General features: G+C 71.8%; 14 protein-coding genes. 7 read left to right on the forward strand and 7 right to left on the reverse strand.

What is annotated here, in order from left to right:
• Positions 1–46 precede the first annotated feature (46 nt).
• Both FB474_RS01115 and FB474_RS01120 read right to left on the reverse strand, forming a co-directional pair.
• A complete protein-coding gene (locus tag FB474_RS01115; protein ID WP_141786972.1) occupies positions 47–1,516 on the reverse strand; it encodes an MATE family efflux transporter in 1,470 nt (489 codons plus the stop codon).
• 132 nt (positions 1,517–1,648) lie between these two features.
• Positions 1,649–2,875 (reverse strand): citrate synthase, encoded by a 1,227-nt coding sequence (locus tag FB474_RS01120; RefSeq protein WP_141786973.1) that lies wholly within the window; start codon positions 2,873–2,875, stop codon positions 1,649–1,651.
• 99 nt (positions 2,876–2,974) lie between these two features.
• Between FB474_RS01120 and FB474_RS01125 the strand changes: the two genes are divergently transcribed.
• The 5 genes from FB474_RS01125 (at position 2,975) to FB474_RS01145 (ending at position 7,481) form a co-directional block, all read left to right on the forward strand.
• Complete coding sequence (locus tag FB474_RS01125) at positions 2,975–4,141, forward strand: citrate/2-methylcitrate synthase (RefSeq protein ID WP_141786974.1); 1,167 nt, start codon at positions 2,975–2,977, stop codon at positions 4,139–4,141.
• A 118-nt stretch (positions 4,142–4,259) separates the two neighbouring features.
• The gene (locus tag FB474_RS01130; protein WP_141786975.1) at positions 4,260–4,784 is read left to right on the forward strand and encodes a hypothetical protein; all 525 of its coding nucleotides are present in this window, start codon (positions 4,260–4,262) and stop codon (positions 4,782–4,784) included.
• A gap of 100 nt (positions 4,785–4,884) precedes the next feature.
• On the forward strand, positions 4,885–5,418 hold the full coding sequence (gene pyrE, locus FB474_RS01135; RefSeq protein ID WP_141786976.1) for an orotate phosphoribosyltransferase: 534 nt from the start codon (positions 4,885–4,887) through the stop codon (positions 5,416–5,418).
• Between the two features lie 43 nt (positions 5,419–5,461).
• Positions 5,462–6,013 (forward strand): phosphotransferase-like protein, encoded by a 552-nt coding sequence (locus tag FB474_RS01140; protein WP_141786977.1) that lies wholly within the window; start codon positions 5,462–5,464, stop codon positions 6,011–6,013.
• Between the two features lie 388 nt (positions 6,014–6,401).
• A complete protein-coding gene (locus FB474_RS01145; RefSeq protein ID WP_141786978.1) occupies positions 6,402–7,481 on the forward strand; it encodes a glycerophosphodiester phosphodiesterase family protein in 1,080 nt (359 codons plus the stop codon).
• 114 nt (positions 7,482–7,595) lie between these two features.
• Here FB474_RS01145 and FB474_RS01150 read toward each other — a convergent pair whose 3' ends face one another.
• Complete coding sequence (locus tag FB474_RS01150; RefSeq protein WP_141786979.1) at positions 7,596–8,339, reverse strand: MBL fold metallo-hydrolase; 744 nt, start codon at positions 8,337–8,339, stop codon at positions 7,596–7,598.
• A 55-nt stretch (positions 8,340–8,394) separates the two neighbouring features.
• Positions 8,395–9,285: an LLM class flavin-dependent oxidoreductase gene (locus FB474_RS01155; RefSeq protein WP_185745984.1), complete on the reverse strand. Its 891-nt coding sequence runs from the start codon at positions 9,283–9,285 to the stop codon at positions 8,395–8,397.
• A gap of 334 nt (positions 9,286–9,619) precedes the next feature.
• Here FB474_RS01155 and helR point away from each other — a divergent pair, with 334 nt between their 5' ends.
• The gene (helR, locus tag FB474_RS01160; RefSeq protein WP_141786981.1) at positions 9,620–11,770 is read left to right on the forward strand and encodes an RNA polymerase recycling motor ATPase HelR; all 2,151 of its coding nucleotides are present in this window, start codon (positions 9,620–9,622) and stop codon (positions 11,768–11,770) included.
• 11 nt (positions 11,771–11,781) lie between these two features.
• On the opposite strand, the gene FB474_RS01165 is transcribed toward helR, so the two are convergent.
• Positions 11,782–12,411, reverse strand: coding sequence for a GNAT family N-acetyltransferase (locus tag FB474_RS01165; RefSeq protein WP_141786982.1), 630 nt, complete (start codon positions 12,409–12,411; stop codon positions 11,782–11,784).
• Between the two features lie 132 nt (positions 12,412–12,543).
• Between FB474_RS01165 and FB474_RS01170 the strand changes: the two genes are divergently transcribed.
• Complete coding sequence (locus FB474_RS01170) at positions 12,544–13,908, forward strand: MFS transporter (RefSeq protein WP_141786983.1); 1,365 nt, start codon at positions 12,544–12,546, stop codon at positions 13,906–13,908.
• 36 nt (positions 13,909–13,944) lie between these two features.
• Here FB474_RS01170 and FB474_RS01175 read toward each other — a convergent pair whose 3' ends face one another.
• Together FB474_RS01175 and FB474_RS01185 are read right to left on the reverse strand one after the other, a co-directional pair.
• Positions 13,945–14,211: a hypothetical protein gene (locus tag FB474_RS01175; protein WP_141786984.1), complete on the reverse strand. Its 267-nt coding sequence runs from the start codon at positions 14,209–14,211 to the stop codon at positions 13,945–13,947.
• 373 nt (positions 14,212–14,584) lie between these two features.
• Positions 14,585–15,100: a GNAT family N-acetyltransferase gene (locus FB474_RS01185; protein ID WP_185745985.1), complete on the reverse strand. Its 516-nt coding sequence runs from the start codon at positions 15,098–15,100 to the stop codon at positions 14,585–14,587.
• Positions 15,101–15,834: the final 734 nt, after the last annotated feature.

A 15,834-nucleotide genomic window follows, 5' to 3' on the forward strand; every position in this document is an offset into this window, starting at 1 on the left:
GCGGCTTGTGCGGCAGCGTAGTTGACGCCGTCGGCGGGCCGGCCGGTCAGCGAGAGGCCAGCTCGGCCACCTCGCTGACCTCCTGGGCGGCGACCACGTCGGCGTCCGCCACCGGCGCGGCCGGCGGGACCGGCGCGGGGGCCCCGGCGGCCAGACCGGACCAGTCGAGGCGGCGCTCGCGCCACGTGAAGATGATGAGCTTGGCGACCTCCTCCACGACCCGGGCGAGGAAGACGCCGGCGATCCCCAGCGGGGAGTGCAGGCCGAGCAGCACCGCGAGCGGCAGCCCGACGAGGAACGCGCCGCCGGCGTCCCCGAGGATCACGCCCCGGGCGTCGTCACCGCTGGGCAGCACGCCGGCGCCGATGATCATGTTGCGGACCTTGACCACCTGGAACGCGGCGTTGATGAGGATGCCGACCGCGGCGGCGGCGCGGACCTGCGGGCCGGCGTGGCCATAGAGCGGCTGCAGCAGGAACGCGCAGCACGCGAAGAGCAGCCCGAAGCCGATGCCGGTGCGGATGCCCGCCGCCTTGATCCGGCGCACCCAGGCGAGAGCGGCGTCGGCGTCGCCCTGCCCGACGGAGCGGCCGACCAGGGCGGTCGTGGCGCTCATGAGGCCCAGGCTGCCGACGATGAAGACGCCCTCGAGCGTGGCGGCGATCTGCGCCGCGGCCAGGGCCCGGTCGCCGAGCTTCTGGAAGACGACGTTGTAGAGGAAGGTCCCGCCGGTCCAGAACAGCTCGGTCACCCCCAGCGGCAGGGCGAGGACGAGCAGGGGTCGCAGCACCGGCTGCCACCCACCACGGAAGGTCGGGGGCTCCCAGCGCACGACCCGGTGCACGGCATACACCTGGGCGGTGAGGATGACGAGCTTGAGCAGGTTGGTGACCAGCGTCGCCACCCCGGCCCCGGCGACGCCGAGCTGCGGCAGCGGTCCGGCGCCGGTGACCAGCGCGTAGCCGATCGCAGCGTTGAGCACGACGGTGCCGGAGGTGGCCAGCATCGGCGCGCGGGCGTGGCCGGTGGAGCGCAGGACGCCGCTGAGCAGCATGCTCAGGACGGCCGGGGCCAGGGCCAGGCCCATGAGCTGGAAGTAGCCGGCACCGGCGTGGGCCACGGTCGCCGACGCGCCGGTCGCGCGGAGCAGGTCGTGGGAGAGCAGGAGCGGGCCGAGGGAGCACAGCGCCGCCAGGACGGCGGCGACGACCAGGGCGGTGGACACCGTGGTGTTCATGTCGTGGCGGCGGTCCGCGCCGTGCGCCCGGGCGACCAGGATGCTCACCGACGCCCCCAGGGCGCCGAGGGTGAGCACGAGGATGAACACCAGGCTGTTGGCGAAGCCGACCGCGGCGATGGCAGTCGCGCCCAGGGTGCCCACGACCACCTGGTTGACGAAGTTGAGGACCAGGTTGAGCACGAACTCCAGGCTCACCGGCACCGCGATGCGGGCGATCTCCCGGCCGGGGGTGGTCTCGGCGACCGCGGGCGTACGGCGGCGCAGGGCAACAGGCATGGCGAGGTCCCGGGGGGAAGTGGGGCGGGGAGCGGGAGGACGCCATGGTCCGACCACGGTCGGAGGGGTTGGCGGTGGGCTCAGTTTACCGGCGCAACGATCCCGGCTCGTCCGGTTTTCGCGCGGCGGTGCTCAGGCGGTGGGCACCGGCTGCGGGGGCTGCGGGCCGCGGTAGCGACCATGCCCCCGGAACCGCAGCGGCGTCTCGTCGTACTCCTCCAGGGCGTGGGCCACCCAGCCGACGGAGCGGGCGATGGCGAAGACGACCTCTCCGGCCGTGCGGGGCATGTCGGCGGTCACCGCGAGGGCGGCGAGGGCGAGGTCGACGTTGGGCTGGTCGCCCACCTCGGCGGTGAGGTCGCGCACCGCGGCGGTGACCGCCTTCGCGCTGCGCTCGGAGGCCAGCAGGGCCAGCAGGGCGCTCGCGCGCGGGTCGCCGTCGGGGTAGAGCTGGTGGCCGAAGCCGGGCACGGGCCGGTCGGTGCGCAGGTGGTCGGCGACCACGGCCGCGGCGCCGGTCTCGAGCACGTCGCGCAGGGTGCTGTGGGCCAGCGTGCTCGCCGCGCCGTGCAGCGGCCCCTCCATCGCGGACAGCCCGGTGGCCACGACGGCGTAGGGGTGGGCCCGCACCGAGGCCGCGGTCCGGGCGGCGACGGTCGAGACGGCGAGGCCGTGGTCCATCAGCAGGACCAGGGCGGCGTCGAGGCAGCGGAGCAGCTGCGTGGTGGGCGGCATGGGGGACAGCGCGGCCCAGAGCCGGCGGGCCAGGGGAGCGTCCGGCTCCGGGGCCTCGCCGAGCCGGGGCAGCGAGTCGACCATCAGCGTCACCAGCCCGCCGGCGGTGCCGATCGCGGCAGGCCCACGGGTGTCGTAGCGGCGGGGGTCGACCGCACCCGCCGCGGCCACGGCGACCCGCAGCCGGCCCACGAGGTCCGCGGTGTCAGGCAGTGACCGGACCGCGCGGGTGGCCGCCCGCAGCGGGATGTCCGGTGCCTGGAAGAGGCCGGGGTCGACCTCGCCGGTCCACAGCCACGACGCGGCGTGCTCGAACCGCAGGCTCCCGGCCAGGTCGACGGCGTCGACCCCGCGGAACCAGAGGTGCCCGCCCTCGATGAGCGTGGTGTCGGTGTCGACGACGGGCCCGCGCCAGGACGGGGTGCCGGCCGGCCGGTCCCGGCGGCCCCGGTCCCGCAGGGCGTCGACCTCGGCCCGGTCGAAGACGCTGCCGCGGCCGCTGGGGGCGCGGGTGCTCGTCAGCAGGCCGCGGCTGGCGTAGGCGTAGACGGTCTCCAGCCGCACGCCGAGCCGGTCGGCCACCTGGCGGGAGGTGAGCTGGTCGCGGGGGTCCGGGGTCGGCATACATTGACTGTATCAACGTTGACGACCATTGATCGACAGGCGCAGAGTGCTGCTGACCGCCGGCAGTGGGGCCGGCGGCGGACGAGGCAGGAGAGCGTGATGACCGCGCTGCAGGACGAGCTGGTCGAGGTCCCCCGGGGGCTCAAGGGCGTGGTGGTGACCGACACCGCCCTGGGCACGGTGCGCGGGCGCCAGGGGTTCTACCACTACCGGCAGTACTCGGCCGTCGAGCTGGCCGAGCGCCGCTCGCTCGAGGACGTCTGGCACCTCCAGCTCGAGGGCCGGCTGCCCGACGCGCACGAGCGGGCCCGGTTCGCGGCCGAGGTCGCGGCGGCGCGTCACCTGCCGCAGGACCTGTGGGACGCGCTGCCCCTGGTCGCCGCCAGCGGGGACCCGATGACCGGGCTGCGCACCGCCGTGTCCTGGCTCGGGGCGGCCCGGGGGATGCGCCCGGTGTACGACCTCACCCCCGCCGAGCGCCGCGCCGACGCCGTGGCGCTCGCCGCGCCCGTGCCCACGATCCTCGCGGCGCTGCACCGGCTCGCCGCCGGCCTGGACCCGGTGCCCCCGCGCGACGACCTGGGGCACGCGGCGAACTACCTGTGGATGATCACCGGGCAGCAGCCGGAGCCGGCCGCGGCGCGGGCGGTGGAGCAGTACCTCGTGCTCACCGTCGACCACGGCTTCAACGCCTCGACGTTCACAGCGCGGGTCATCGCCTCGACCGGGGCCGACGTCGCCGCGTGCGTGGTCGGGGCGCTCGGTGCGCTGTCCGGGCCGCTGCACGGCGGGGCGCCGAGCCGCGCCCTGGACACGCTGGACGCCATCGGGTCGGCCGACCGGATCGACCCGTGGGTGCGGGCCGCGGTGGAGTCCGGCGACCGGATCATGGGCTTCGGTCACCCGATCTACCGCACCGAGGACCCGCGCTCGCGGATGCTCAAGGGCGTCGCCCGCGGGCTGGCGACCGGCCGGCCGGAGGCCGAGCGCCTCGTCGCGTTCGCCGAGGAGGTCGAGCACGGGGTGCTGTCCGTCCTGGCCGAGCTCAAGCCCGGCCGCGAGCTGCACACCAACGTCGAGTTCTACGCCGGTGTGGTGATGGAGCTGTGCGGCCTGCCGCGGGCGATGTTCACGCCGACCTTCGCCGTCGCGCGGGTCATCGGCTGGAGCGCCAACGTGCTCGAGCAGGCCCTGGACAGCAAGATCATCCGGCCCTCCTCGCGCTACGTCGGCCCGCCGCCCCCGCAGCCCGTGCCTTCGGCCTGACCGCGTGAGCCGGCCACACGGCATACCCCGGAGGTCCGGTCGGGACCGTTGCCCCTGACGGCAGCACCGGCGCCCCCGCGAGGCTTGGGGCTGCCGCACCGACCGGATGGAGGCCGCCATGGACGCATCACCGCCGAACCTGGCTGCGGGGCACGGGAACCCACCCCGGCGGCGCGCGCCGTGGCGCCGGATCTCGGGTGGGCTGGCCGTGGTGGGTGCGGCGCTCGTGGTGCCGGTGTTCTTCCTGGCCAGCGACGAGCTGCGCGGGCTGTTCTACTACCTCGGCTTCGTCTCGCTCGGCCTGGCCCTGGTGGTCGCGGTGATGGGCTGGGTGTGGGGGCGCGGCCGGACGTTCACGTTCCTGCCGTGCACCCCCTGGGGCTGGTCGGCGCTCGGGACCTTCGGGCTCGGCCTGGCCCTGACGATCGTGCCGTCGTCCGTCCAGACCACCACCCTGACCGCCGGCAATGCCGTCAACAGCGTGATCCGCCTGGGCTTCTTCGTGATGTTCCTGGCATCGGTGGTCGCGCTGTGGTCGGTGCGCTCGCGCGCCGAACGGTCGGTGGGGCTGGTCGCCCTCGCGCTGGCCGTCGCCGTGGTCGTGCCCTACTTCCTGCTCGCCGCGGTGATCGAGGCCCACTGACGCCTGACGACCGGGTGAACATCGCCGGCCACGGCGGCCCGAAGGGGGAACCGCGGGTCCGCTCAGGGCGAGGCGGGCTTCGGCGTGGCAGCATCGCTGCATGCTCACTGACGCGCTGACGGACCTGGCCCGCGAGGTCGACGCCCGGTGCCGGTTGACCGGGGAGTTCACCCTGCGCTCCGGGGCCGTCTCGCAGGAGTACTTCGACAAGTACCGGTTCGAGGCGGACCCGCTGCTGCTGCGTCGGGTGGCCGAGGCGATGGTCACGCTGCTGCCCTCCGAGACGCAGGTCCTGGGTGGGCTGGAGCTCGGTGGGGTGCCGATTGCCACGGTGCTGAGCTCGCTGACCGGGCTGCCCCTGGGCCTGGTGCGCAAGCAGGCCAAGACCTACGGCACGTGCCGGCTCATCGAGGGCGCCGAGGTCGCAGGCCGGCGGGTGGTGCTGGTGGAGGACGTGATCAGCACCGGCGGCGCCGCCCGGGCGGCAGCCGAGGAGCTGCGGCGCAGGGACGCGCAGGTCGACACGGTGGTCTGCGCCATCGACCGGTTCGACGGCGAGCCCCACCCCCTGTCGGAGGTCGGCGTGCAGGTGCTGTCGGTGCTGACCAAGCGGCAGCTGGACGCCGTTCGCTAGCCGACCCCGCCAAGCGTGCGGGTAGCTCGTGCCAGAGTGAGGCATGCGCGAGGACAATGCAGCGAAGCCGGTGCTGGTACTCACCGGCGGCCCGGCGGCAGGGAAGAGCGCGACCGCTTTGGCCTTGTCGGACAGCACGCCGAGATGTGCGTTCATCGACGTCGATGACATCCGGCAGCTGGTGAAGACCGGCGGGGCAGCTCCCTGGGAGGGAGAGGAGGGGCTCCGCCAGCAGGCGCTGGGCGTGCGTAACGCCTGTGCGCTGGCGAAGTCCTTCACCAAGCACGGGTTCGCCGCCATCGTCGCCGACGTCCTCACCCCGGAGACAGCGAGGCTCTATCGCAGGCTGCTTCCCGATGTCGTGCTCGTCCACCTGACCCTCTCGCGAGAGGAGGCAAGGCGCCGCGCTTCACTGCGCCCGATGCACATCACGTCCGAGGAGTTCGAGGCGCTGCATGAGGTGCAAGTGGCCGACCCGCCGAGGGTCGACGTGAGCCTCGAGGTGACGTCCATGTCACCGGCTGAGCAGGTCGAGGCTGTCAGGGATCTCTGGGTGTCGCGTTGCTACACGCCCACGAGCGCCGGCCCACGGTGAGCGTCCGGGACCGCGACCCTCCCGGGCCCTGCGGCCGGCGCACCGTCTTCACTTGTCTTGACCCTCTCGGGCTGCGCCGTGCTGCACACTGCGGAGCATGGACAGGGGAGCGTGGTTCAAGGGGTCGCCAGAGGTCGTGGGGAACCTCTTCGCCGTGGTGGTGGTGGGGGTCTCCGCGGGGGTAGCGGCGGCAGCGGGGAGCTCCGACTGGGCGAGAGGCCTCAGTGGAGCCGCCGCGTATGGCGTGTTCTCGACGGCCGGAACCATCTGGAGGCAACGCCGGCGCTCGTCGGTGTGATGTGGCACGGGGGCGGTCGGCACCCGCAGGCCGTCCCGCGTTCACCCGGTGTCCGCGAGGTCGTTGAGTGCGGCTCCTAGCGTCCGGGGCATGAGAGTCCTACGAGTTGTTGCGACCGCCGTCAGCGTGGCCGGCCTGTGCCTGTCCGCCTCGGCCGTTGCCCAGGCCACTCCCGAGACCAGCGGTCCTGGGGTCCAACCGCAGAGGACCCAGTTCGACCTGCAGGCCCACCGCGGTGGCATCGGCATGACCACCGAGGAGTCGATCCCCGGCTTCGCCAAGGCGCTGCGCCTGGGGGTCAGCACGCTGGAGCTGGACACCCACATCACCAGGGACAACAAGGTCGTCGTCAACCACGACCGCCAGATCAGCTCGCAGAAGTGCCAGGACACGGGTCCGGCGTTCCCCGGCGACCCGATGTACCCCTACGTGGGCAAGTACATCAAGGACCTGACCCTGGCCGAGATCAAGACGATGGACTGCGGCTACCAGCAGCTGCCCGGCTTCCCCGAGCAGGAGCAGGTCAAGGGCTGGCGCATGGCCGAGCTCAAGGACGTCCTCAACCTCGTCAAGGCCTACCACGCCAACCAGGTCAAGCTGAACATCGAGACCAAGGTGGAGGCCGGCTCGCCGGAGCAGACCGCCCCGCGTGGGCAGTTCGTCCGACGGGTCTACGAGGAGATCCACAACTCCGGCATCGAGCGCCAGGTCACCATCGAGTCCTTCGACTGGGGCGCGCTCAAGCTCATGCACACCCTCGCGCCCAAGTGGCCGCTGGTGGCGCTGACGAACTACGACTTCCTCGAGGTCGGCAAGCCGGGGAAGTCGCCCTGGCTCGGCGGGGTCGACGCAGATACCTACGGCGGCGACTTCGTCAAGGCCGCCGAGGCCGCGGTGCCGGGCCTGACCGCACTGTCGCCGAACTACGGCTTCCCCCAGAACGGCAAGATCGGCGACCCCGGCTTCCGGTTCTACCCGGACAAGCAGATGATCAGCGAGGCCCACGCGCGCGGGCTCAAGGTCATCCCCTGGACGTGCGACGACAACGCCACCATCAAGGCGCTGATGGACATGGGCGTCGACGGCATCATCACCAACTACCCGAACCACGTCCGGCAGATCATGGCCGAGCGCGGCATGCGCCTCCCGAAGGCGTATCCCGCTCCCTGACGCCAGTCACTGTCACCAGGCCCAGGACGGGTATGCCGCGTGCTCAGCCACGCGGCATACCCGCCTTTGCGTTGGGGCGCCGGGGGATTCGCTGAGCTGCGGCCGGCGCGATCCTCACCCGAGGTCTGCGACCACGCCGGGGGAGGCGATGCTGATGGGGCCCGCGAAGGCTTCGGCTGCAGCCTCCTGGGCGGCGCTCGGGTCGGTCCCCGGCCAGAGGTGGGTGAGCATGAGCCGGGCGACGCCCGCCTGCTCGGCGTACTGGCCGGTCAGGCGGGCTGTCAGCAGGTAGGGGGCGTCCTCGGTCGGCACCTCGTGGACGTAGGTGGCTTCGGACAGCAGCAGGTCGACGCCTGCGGCCAGGCGGGGGACGTCCCGGCTCGGCCCGGTGTCGCCGGTGTACGCGACCACGGCCTCCGGTGTGCCGAGCCGGATGCCGGCGTTGGGCACGAAGTGCGGCAGGAGCCAGGTGGAGGTGGAGAAGGGGCCGACGTCGAACGTGTCGCCGGGCTGGAACTCGTGCAGCCGGTACGCATCGGCGAGCATGCCCGGCCGGTCGAGTGCGAGGACGGCGTCCAGTGCCCCGTGGGGGGCAAACACGGGCAGGGCAGGCGGCGGGTCGTCGCTCAGCGCCCTGGCCCGCAGCAACGGGTTGAGGTCGGCGCAGTGGTCGGGGTGCCCGTGGCTGACCAGCACGGCGTCGATCTCGTCGACCGACCGGTGGTCGAGCAGGCGTGGCAGCGTGGCGTACCCGGGGTCGATGAGCAGGCGGAACCCGTCCTGCTCGAAGACGTATCCACTGCAGGCCTGAGCTGCCGTGGGCCACGCACCGCAGCCGCCGAGAACCGTCAGTTGCATGGCACAGGACCCTAGTGACCGGCCGTGTCCTCGTGGGTCTTTCTGGCCGTCGAGGTCAGCCCGCACGGAGCGCGGGGATCGTCTCGGCGGTGACCTGCTCGAAGACCTGCTGTTCGTGGAGGGCCTCCGGTCGCCAGTTCCGGGGCCAGTAGAGGACGAACTCGTCGACCCCGACCTCGCGCATCCGGCCGACCATGTCCACGAAGTAGGCGGTCGACTCCCACGGCGTCAGCGGCGGGAAGCAGACGACGGAGTGGCGGATGGTGGCCGGGTCCCGGTCAGCAGCGACGCACAGGTCGTCGAACCGTCGGCAGCGCTCGGCGGTGACCCGGAAGAAGTCGGCCTCGGTGGTGACGTCGTAGCCTCCCCAGGAGCTCCACGAGTCGGCGTGCCGGGCAGCGATCGCCAGCATCCGCGGCCCGTGGGCGGCGATGGTCAGGGGTGGGCGGGGCCGCTGCAGCGGCAGCGGGATGGTCTCCGCGCCGGTGCAGGTGTAGTAGGTCCCGTCGAAGTCGCTGACCTCATGGGTGAGCAGCTGGTCGATGAGCCGCACGAACTCGGCGAACCGGGAGACCTGCTCGGCCGTCGTCCAGTGGATGCCGAGGGCAGCAGGACCGGCGGAGGGGTCCCCCACGCCGAGGGCGACCTCGAGCCGGCCCGAGCTGAGGTGGTCGATCGTCGTCGCGGACTTGGCGAAGGTCGCGGGATGGCGGAAGTAGAGGCTGGTCACGAGCGTGCCGATGCGGATCGTTCGCGTCCGCTCGGCCATGAGCGTCAACGTCGCCGGCCCGTCGAACATCAGGTGCCGGGGCCGGTCGGGCTCGACCAGGGTGTCGCAGTTCCACAGCACGTCGAAGCCGAGTCGCTCGGCCTCGCGCCAGCGTGCGGTGAGCTGGTCCAGGGGCAGGTGCTGGTACTGGTAGGCACCAAAGCGCAGCGTCGCCATGGCCACCCCTTCGATCGGGGCTGGAACGGGGTCCTTCATCGCCATGGTCACCGCGGTGGGGTGTCCCGTCCACCGCCTCGGCTCGACACTCGGACCCGGGTCGCCTGGTCGTGGCGGGCCGCCCCTGTCGCGACATGAAAAGGGAGAGGGCTCGCCCTCTCCACTACCAACGTATAACGCACCGGGGCCCTTGCGGCAAGGCCCCGGTCGTGCTTCACAATCGCCGGCCGAGGCCAGAACCAACGGACCTGGGGGTGGCGCCATGCCTCTGCGCGAATCGCACCGACGGGGTGACGGTGGCCGCGACTCTGCTGCTTTGATCGGAGCTGATCACGTGAACCCTGTGCGCACCAGCGCCTTCGACCTGCCTGAACGCCTGACCCACAAGGCCGACCCGGCGCTGGTCGCCGGGGACGAGGAGCACTTCGCGGCCATCGCGCAGAGCCTCGAGGGCACGATCGCCGAGCTGTCCGACCGGCTCGACGCGGCACGCAGCGCGCCCGGCGGCTCGGGTCAGCACGCGATGGAGCGGGACATGGAGGTCCACCGGCTGACCGCCCGCCTGCGCACCCTGCGTCGCTTCGGGCTGGACCTGTGCCTGGGACGCATGGTCGGCACCGACGACTCCGGGCCCGTGTACGTCGGGCGGCTGGGCCTGAAGGACAGCGCGGGACGGCGGCTGCTGATCGACTGGCGCTCTCCCGCGGCCGAGCCGTTCTTCGGCGCGACCCACGCGAACCCGATGGGCCTGGCGAGCCGCCGCCGGTACCGCTGGACCCGCGGGCACGTCAGCGACTACTGGGACGAGGTGTTCACCCCGGACGGGCCGCCGCAGCACGCCGCCCTCGATGACGACTCCGCCTTCATCGCCAGCCTGGGCAGCCACCGGTCGGCCCGGATGCGCGATGTGCTCGGCACCATCGCCGCCGACCAGGACGCCATCATCCGCGCCGGGTCCCGCGGCGCGCTCGTCGTCGACGGCGGTCCGGGCACGGGCAAGACCGTCGTCGCCCTGCACCGGACGGCATACCTGCTGTACTCCGACCCGCGCCTGGGTCACCGCCGCGGCGGCGTGCTGTTCGTCGGTCCGCACGAGCCCTACCTCGCCTACGTCTCCGACGTGCTGCCCAGCCTGGGCGAGGAGGGCGTGCAGACCTGCACCCTGCGTGACCTCGTCCCGGAGGGAGCCGCGGCGCCGCTCGAGACCGACCCGGAGGTCGCGCGGCTCAAGGCGACCGCCGACATGGTCATGGCGATCGAGCCGGCTGTCCGGCTCTACGAGGAGCCACCGACCCAGGGGATGGAGGTCGAGACCCCCTGGGGCGATGTCTGGCTGAGTGCCGACGACTGGGCCGAGGCGTTCGACGCGCCCGAGCCCGGCACCCCGCACAACGAGGCGCGCGAGCAGATCTGGGAGGAGCTGCTCACGATCCTCGCGGACAAGCACGACGTCGAGGAGGCCTCGCCCGAGCAGGTCCGCCGGTCGCTGGAGCAGAACCGCGAGCTGCGCACCGCCCTGAACCGCGCCTGGCCGATGCTGGAGGCGACCGACCTCGTCGGCGACCTGTGGTCAGTGCCCGCCTACCTGCGCCGGTGCGCTCCCTGGCTCTCTCGCGATGAGGTCCGCCTGCTCCAGCGCTCCGACGCCCACGCGTGGACGGTGTCGGACCTGCCGCTGCTCGACGCGGCCCGGCTGCGGCTGGGCGACCCTGAGGCGTCGCGGCAAAGGCGACTCCGCGAGGCCGCCCGCGCCGCCGAGCACGAGGAGATGAGCAGGGTCATCGACCACCTCATCGCCACGGACGACTCGGAGATGCACGTCATGTCGATGCTGCGCCACCCGGACCTGCGGCGGAACCTCGTCGACGAGGACGCCGTGCCCGGCGCCGACCCCGACCTGCTCGCCGGGCCGTTCGCGCACGTGGTCGTGGACGAGGCCCAGGAGCTGACCGACGCCGAGTGGCAGATGCTGCTGATGCGCTGCCCGTCGCGCAGCTTCACCATCGTCGGGGACCGGGCCCAGGCCCGGCACGGGTTCACGGAGTCGTGGCAGGAACGCCTCGAACGGATCGGGCTCGACCACACCACCCTGGCGTCCCTGACCATCAACTACCGGACGCCGGAAGAGGTCATGGCCGAGGCCGAGCCGGTCATCCGGGCCGCGCTCCCGGACGCCAACGTGCCGACCTCCATCCGCGAGAGCGGCATCCCGGTCGTGCACGGAACCACCACGGAGCGGGACCGGATCCTGCAGGCCTGGCTCGCCGCGCACGCCGAGGGTGTCGCCTGCGTCATCGGTGACCCCACGTTCGCGGCGACGCCCCGTGTCCGGTCGCTGAGCCCGGAGCTGGTCAAGGGGCTCGAGTTCGACCTGGTCGTCCTCGTCGACCCGCAGCAGTTCGGCACCGGCATCGAGGCGGCGGTCGACCGCTACGTGGCGATGACCCGCGCGACCCAACAGCTGGTCATCCTCACGAGCTCCTGACGCCGGCCACGTCAGGGGCTGGGTGTTGGCCGAGCCTCCGTCGTCGCCTGTGGCTGGACGCGCCGACGCATCACCCAGCGCCACTTGGCGATGCGTCGGTCGCGCTCGAACCCGAACGCCTCGAACAGGTTCTCCGGGCCGGTGTGGAAATACGCGCCGCGCTGCGGTTCCCGACCCTCGACCTGTTCGGGGTATGCCTCGACGAGCCCGCCGCCGGCCTCCTCGATCGCCGCCAGGGCGGCGGCCACCGCAGCCCGCGCGACCCCGCTGCCGCGGTGCCCCTTGCCGGTGAAGATGCAGCCGATCCGCCAGTCCGGCAGCTCGGTGAGCCCGGCGTCGTATGCCGTGGGGTTCTTGATCGTGGGAAGCTCCGCCGGGGGGCCGAACTGGCACCACCCCACACACTCGTCGCCGTCGTACACCAGGACCTGGTGGACCGTGCCCTTGCGGACGTGTGCGCGCTTGGCGTCGCGGTTCTGGGAGGCGCTGCTGCCCTTGCCGACCCCCTCGGGGTGGAAGCCCATGCACCAGCAGCCGCCCCAGACCCCGTTGTTGGCCTCCACCAGCCTGGCGAAGTCGCCCCACGTGTCAGCAGTGAGCGGCCGGGTCGTGTAGGCGGAGTCCAGCCTCTCGTCGTCCATGCCGGCACCCCCGCGCACTCGGATCCGTCTGCCCAGGATCATGCCGTGCCGGCGCCGGGGAGGTCACCCCACAATCGTCAGAACGCCGTAAATTGGCGCGACACCAGCCAGCTGGACCCGGAGAATCTTCGGGTGACTCTCGACGCCGTCCTCCGCCAAGCGCGCCCCCCGTCGCCTCTGGCCGGACGGCTCTCCGTCCAGTCACTGCTCTTCGCCCTGGGCGAGGGCACCTTCATGACTGGCTCGGCGGTGTTCTTCACGCAGATCGTCGGGCTGTCCGCCGCCCAGGTCGGGCTCGGCCTGACCTTCGCCGGGATCGCTGCGTTCCTGGCGGCGCTGCCGATGGGCAAGCTCGTCGACCGCTTCGGGCCGAAGAAGATGTGGGCCGTCAGTGCGGCCGGGCAGGCAGCGATGTTCGCGCTGTGGCCGTTCATCACCGACTTCAAGGGCTACGTCGCCATGGCCGTCGGCATGGAGGTCATCGGTGCCCTCGGGGGTGCCGCGCACGGCGCATACACGATCGACGTCCTGCCGCCCGACGAGCGGGTGAAGTCGCGCGCGTACATGTACTCCGCGCTCAACGTCGGGTTCACCCTCGGCTCGCTCATGGGTGGCATCGCGCTGGCCTTCCACTCCAACGACGTGCTGCACGCGCTGCCGTGGTTCACCGCCGTGGTGTTCCTCGTGAACGCCGCCGCGGTCACGCGACTGCCGCGGGCCTCGCACGACGACCGCACCCCGGAGGAGCGCAAGGTGAAGGTGCCCGGCCCGGGGCCGCTGCGCAACCCCGGCTGGCTCCTCACGACCTTCTTCGTCGGGGTGTTCTGGACCAACCAGGTGCTGCTCAACGTCGTGATCCCGCTGTGGCTGGTCGAGCAGACCGACGCCCCAAGGGTGCTGCTGGCCTTCCTGTTCGGCACCAACACGGTGATGTGCATCTTCCTGCCGATGGCGGCGGCACGCGGCGTCCACAACGAGTCGACCGCGCTGCGGGCGATCCGGGTGTCGTCGACCTTCTTCGTCATCTCGTGCCTGATCACCCTGGCCACCCACGACACGGTGGGGTGGGTCACGATCGCCCTGGTCTGGCTGGGGCACGTCACCGTTACCGGGGCCGAGCTCTACCTCTCGGCCGCCAGCTGGACGTTCGAGGCCGAGCTGATGGACCCGCGGCAGCGCGGCTCCTACCAGGGGGCGGCCGGCCTGAGCGGCACCCTCGGCAAGGTGTGGGCGCCGGCGGTCTACACGTTCCTCGCGATGAACTGGGGTGCCGCGGGCTGGCTGCTGATCGCCGGCATCATCGTGGTCGCCACGGTCGCGGTGCACCCCTCGACCCGGCTGGCCCGGCGGTTCCTGGAGCAGCACGTCCCCGCCGACGTCCTGGCCGACGCCCGCGCCTCCAGCCCCGAGCCGGAGGACGGCATCGCGGTCGGTCCGCCCTCGCTCATCACCGCCGACGAGCCGGTGCCCGATCCCACTCCGGACCCGATCCGCTGAGGTAGGCGAGTCGTCGTCGCGAGCAGCCACCAGGTCTCATCGGGCCTCATCCCTCGTGTCGGGAGGGGCCGTCAGCTGCGATGCGTCGTCGGCCACGTGGCGAGCGATGCGCTTCGCCAGCCGCTCGTAGATGAGCACAGCAAGAGCGAGGCCGACGGCGACGGCAGCGAAGTCTCCGAGCTGAGGGGGCGCGATGACTTTGACGAGTGCGGAGGTGGCCAGGGCGCCCACCAGGGCCAGCAGGAACGCGGACACCTCCGCGAAGGCGCGCCTGCGGGCGCGCGGCGGACGGTTCAGCGGCACGGGCGCGATGCTACGCGCGTCGCCGTGCCGACCAGTTGCAGGCCTCCGCCGTCGCCAGCGCCTGTGGAGGCAGCCATCCCCTCCTGGCAGCCGCGACCAACCCATGAGGTGTGCGAGGTGTTCATCGACGCGACGTTGGGGACGTGGGTCGATGCGGCCCGAACTCGTCCATGAGGATGCGCAGGCCCTCGTGGCTGGGCCGACCGGCCTTTGTACTTCGGATACCGGGAGTCGAAACTGTCGGCGTTGAAATTGTGGATCACCTCCCGGACCCGGTCCGCGCTCGTGAACGTCACCTTGGCAATCTTCGCCACGGACCAGCATCCGAACGGCGCGTCACGTCCCTACGGGGCAAAGGTGGTCTGATGCGGCACTAGCTGGAAGCGGCGTTGGACTGTCCTACCGCGAAGGTGAGCCAGAGGTCAGGTGGAGAGTCCGGACGCTCTGGCACGGGCCTCGGGGTCACGGTCCACGTGTTGCCCGCGAGTCGGGTCGCGATGTCGGTCCAGAACCGGCCGGCCCGCTGGTTGGCCTCCTGGAAGGCGAGCTCCCAGCGTCCGGGGTGGCTGCTGAACACGTCCGTGGCAACGGTGCGACCCAGGCCTTGCCGACGCAGTGGCCGGACCACGAAGAACTCGCCCAGCACCCGCGTGTCGTCGTCTTCCCTGATCATGACGAAGCCAGCGGGAGCCTCGTCGACCTTGATGAGGTAGGCCGAGCGGTCCTTCGAAGAGAGGTACACCGCGACGCGGCTGTTCTTGTAGCGGCCGTCAGGTCCCGGCAACGAGCCTCGGAACTCCGAGAGATCGTGCTGGTAGCACTGCCAGAGGTTCTCGACGAGGAACTGGTCGGAGGCGGTCAGCGCTTCGAGTCGGGGGTGGGATGTCACCGCATCTATCTAGCACGGCCACCAGCTGGCGCGCCGGATTGGCGAGGCGACGGGGCGGCTGAGCTGGGGCCGAAAGACCGGGGCGTGCGTGGAACCCGCCGGTGTCATTTGGGCAGGATTCGAGCGGTCGTCCAGCCTGCACCATCACCCTCGTCCAGCCACACGACCTCTCCGGGGCGCTCGAGAGCTGCGTGGACCACCCGGCCACCGCTTGCCTTCCTGGCCTGGCCGTCTGTCAGCAGCTTCGACGTGGTCCGGTTCTGGGCATGGGCGAGGCGAGAGGTCGCTCGGGCAACGTCAGTCAGCGAGGGTGCCGCCATAGCCAAGGGGACGAGGGTGCATCCGTCTTCGGGACTGACGTCGTACCAGGTCCAGACGGCCAACTTGCTGCCCATGCGACACCTCTCTCCGCTGAAAGCCTTCGGCGTTATTGTCTGCCCTGCACCGTGGACCTGCTCTCGACACCAACCGACGCACGCGGGTCTGCGCATCGACCGAGAGTCGGGGAGAAGTCGGTCAGCCGCTGCAATGCCGGTACAGCGGCCCGGCCCACGGGTCTGAAGGGCGGGCAGCTGTTTCATGCCCTCGGCAGACTCGAACTGCCGACACCCGCTTCAGGAGTTCGACCATGGCCAGTCAGGTCGACCCGAGTATCGGGATTCCGCTGTGTCGCAACGGTTCTCGCACTCGCTCGGGCGTGCTGTTTGCGGTTGTTCGCCAACCCGCGGGCACCT

Origin of the sequence: Oryzihumus leptocrescens (assembly GCF_006716205.1) — a bacterium.
GTDB lineage: Bacteria > Actinomycetota > Actinomycetes > Actinomycetales > Dermatophilaceae > Oryzihumus > Oryzihumus leptocrescens.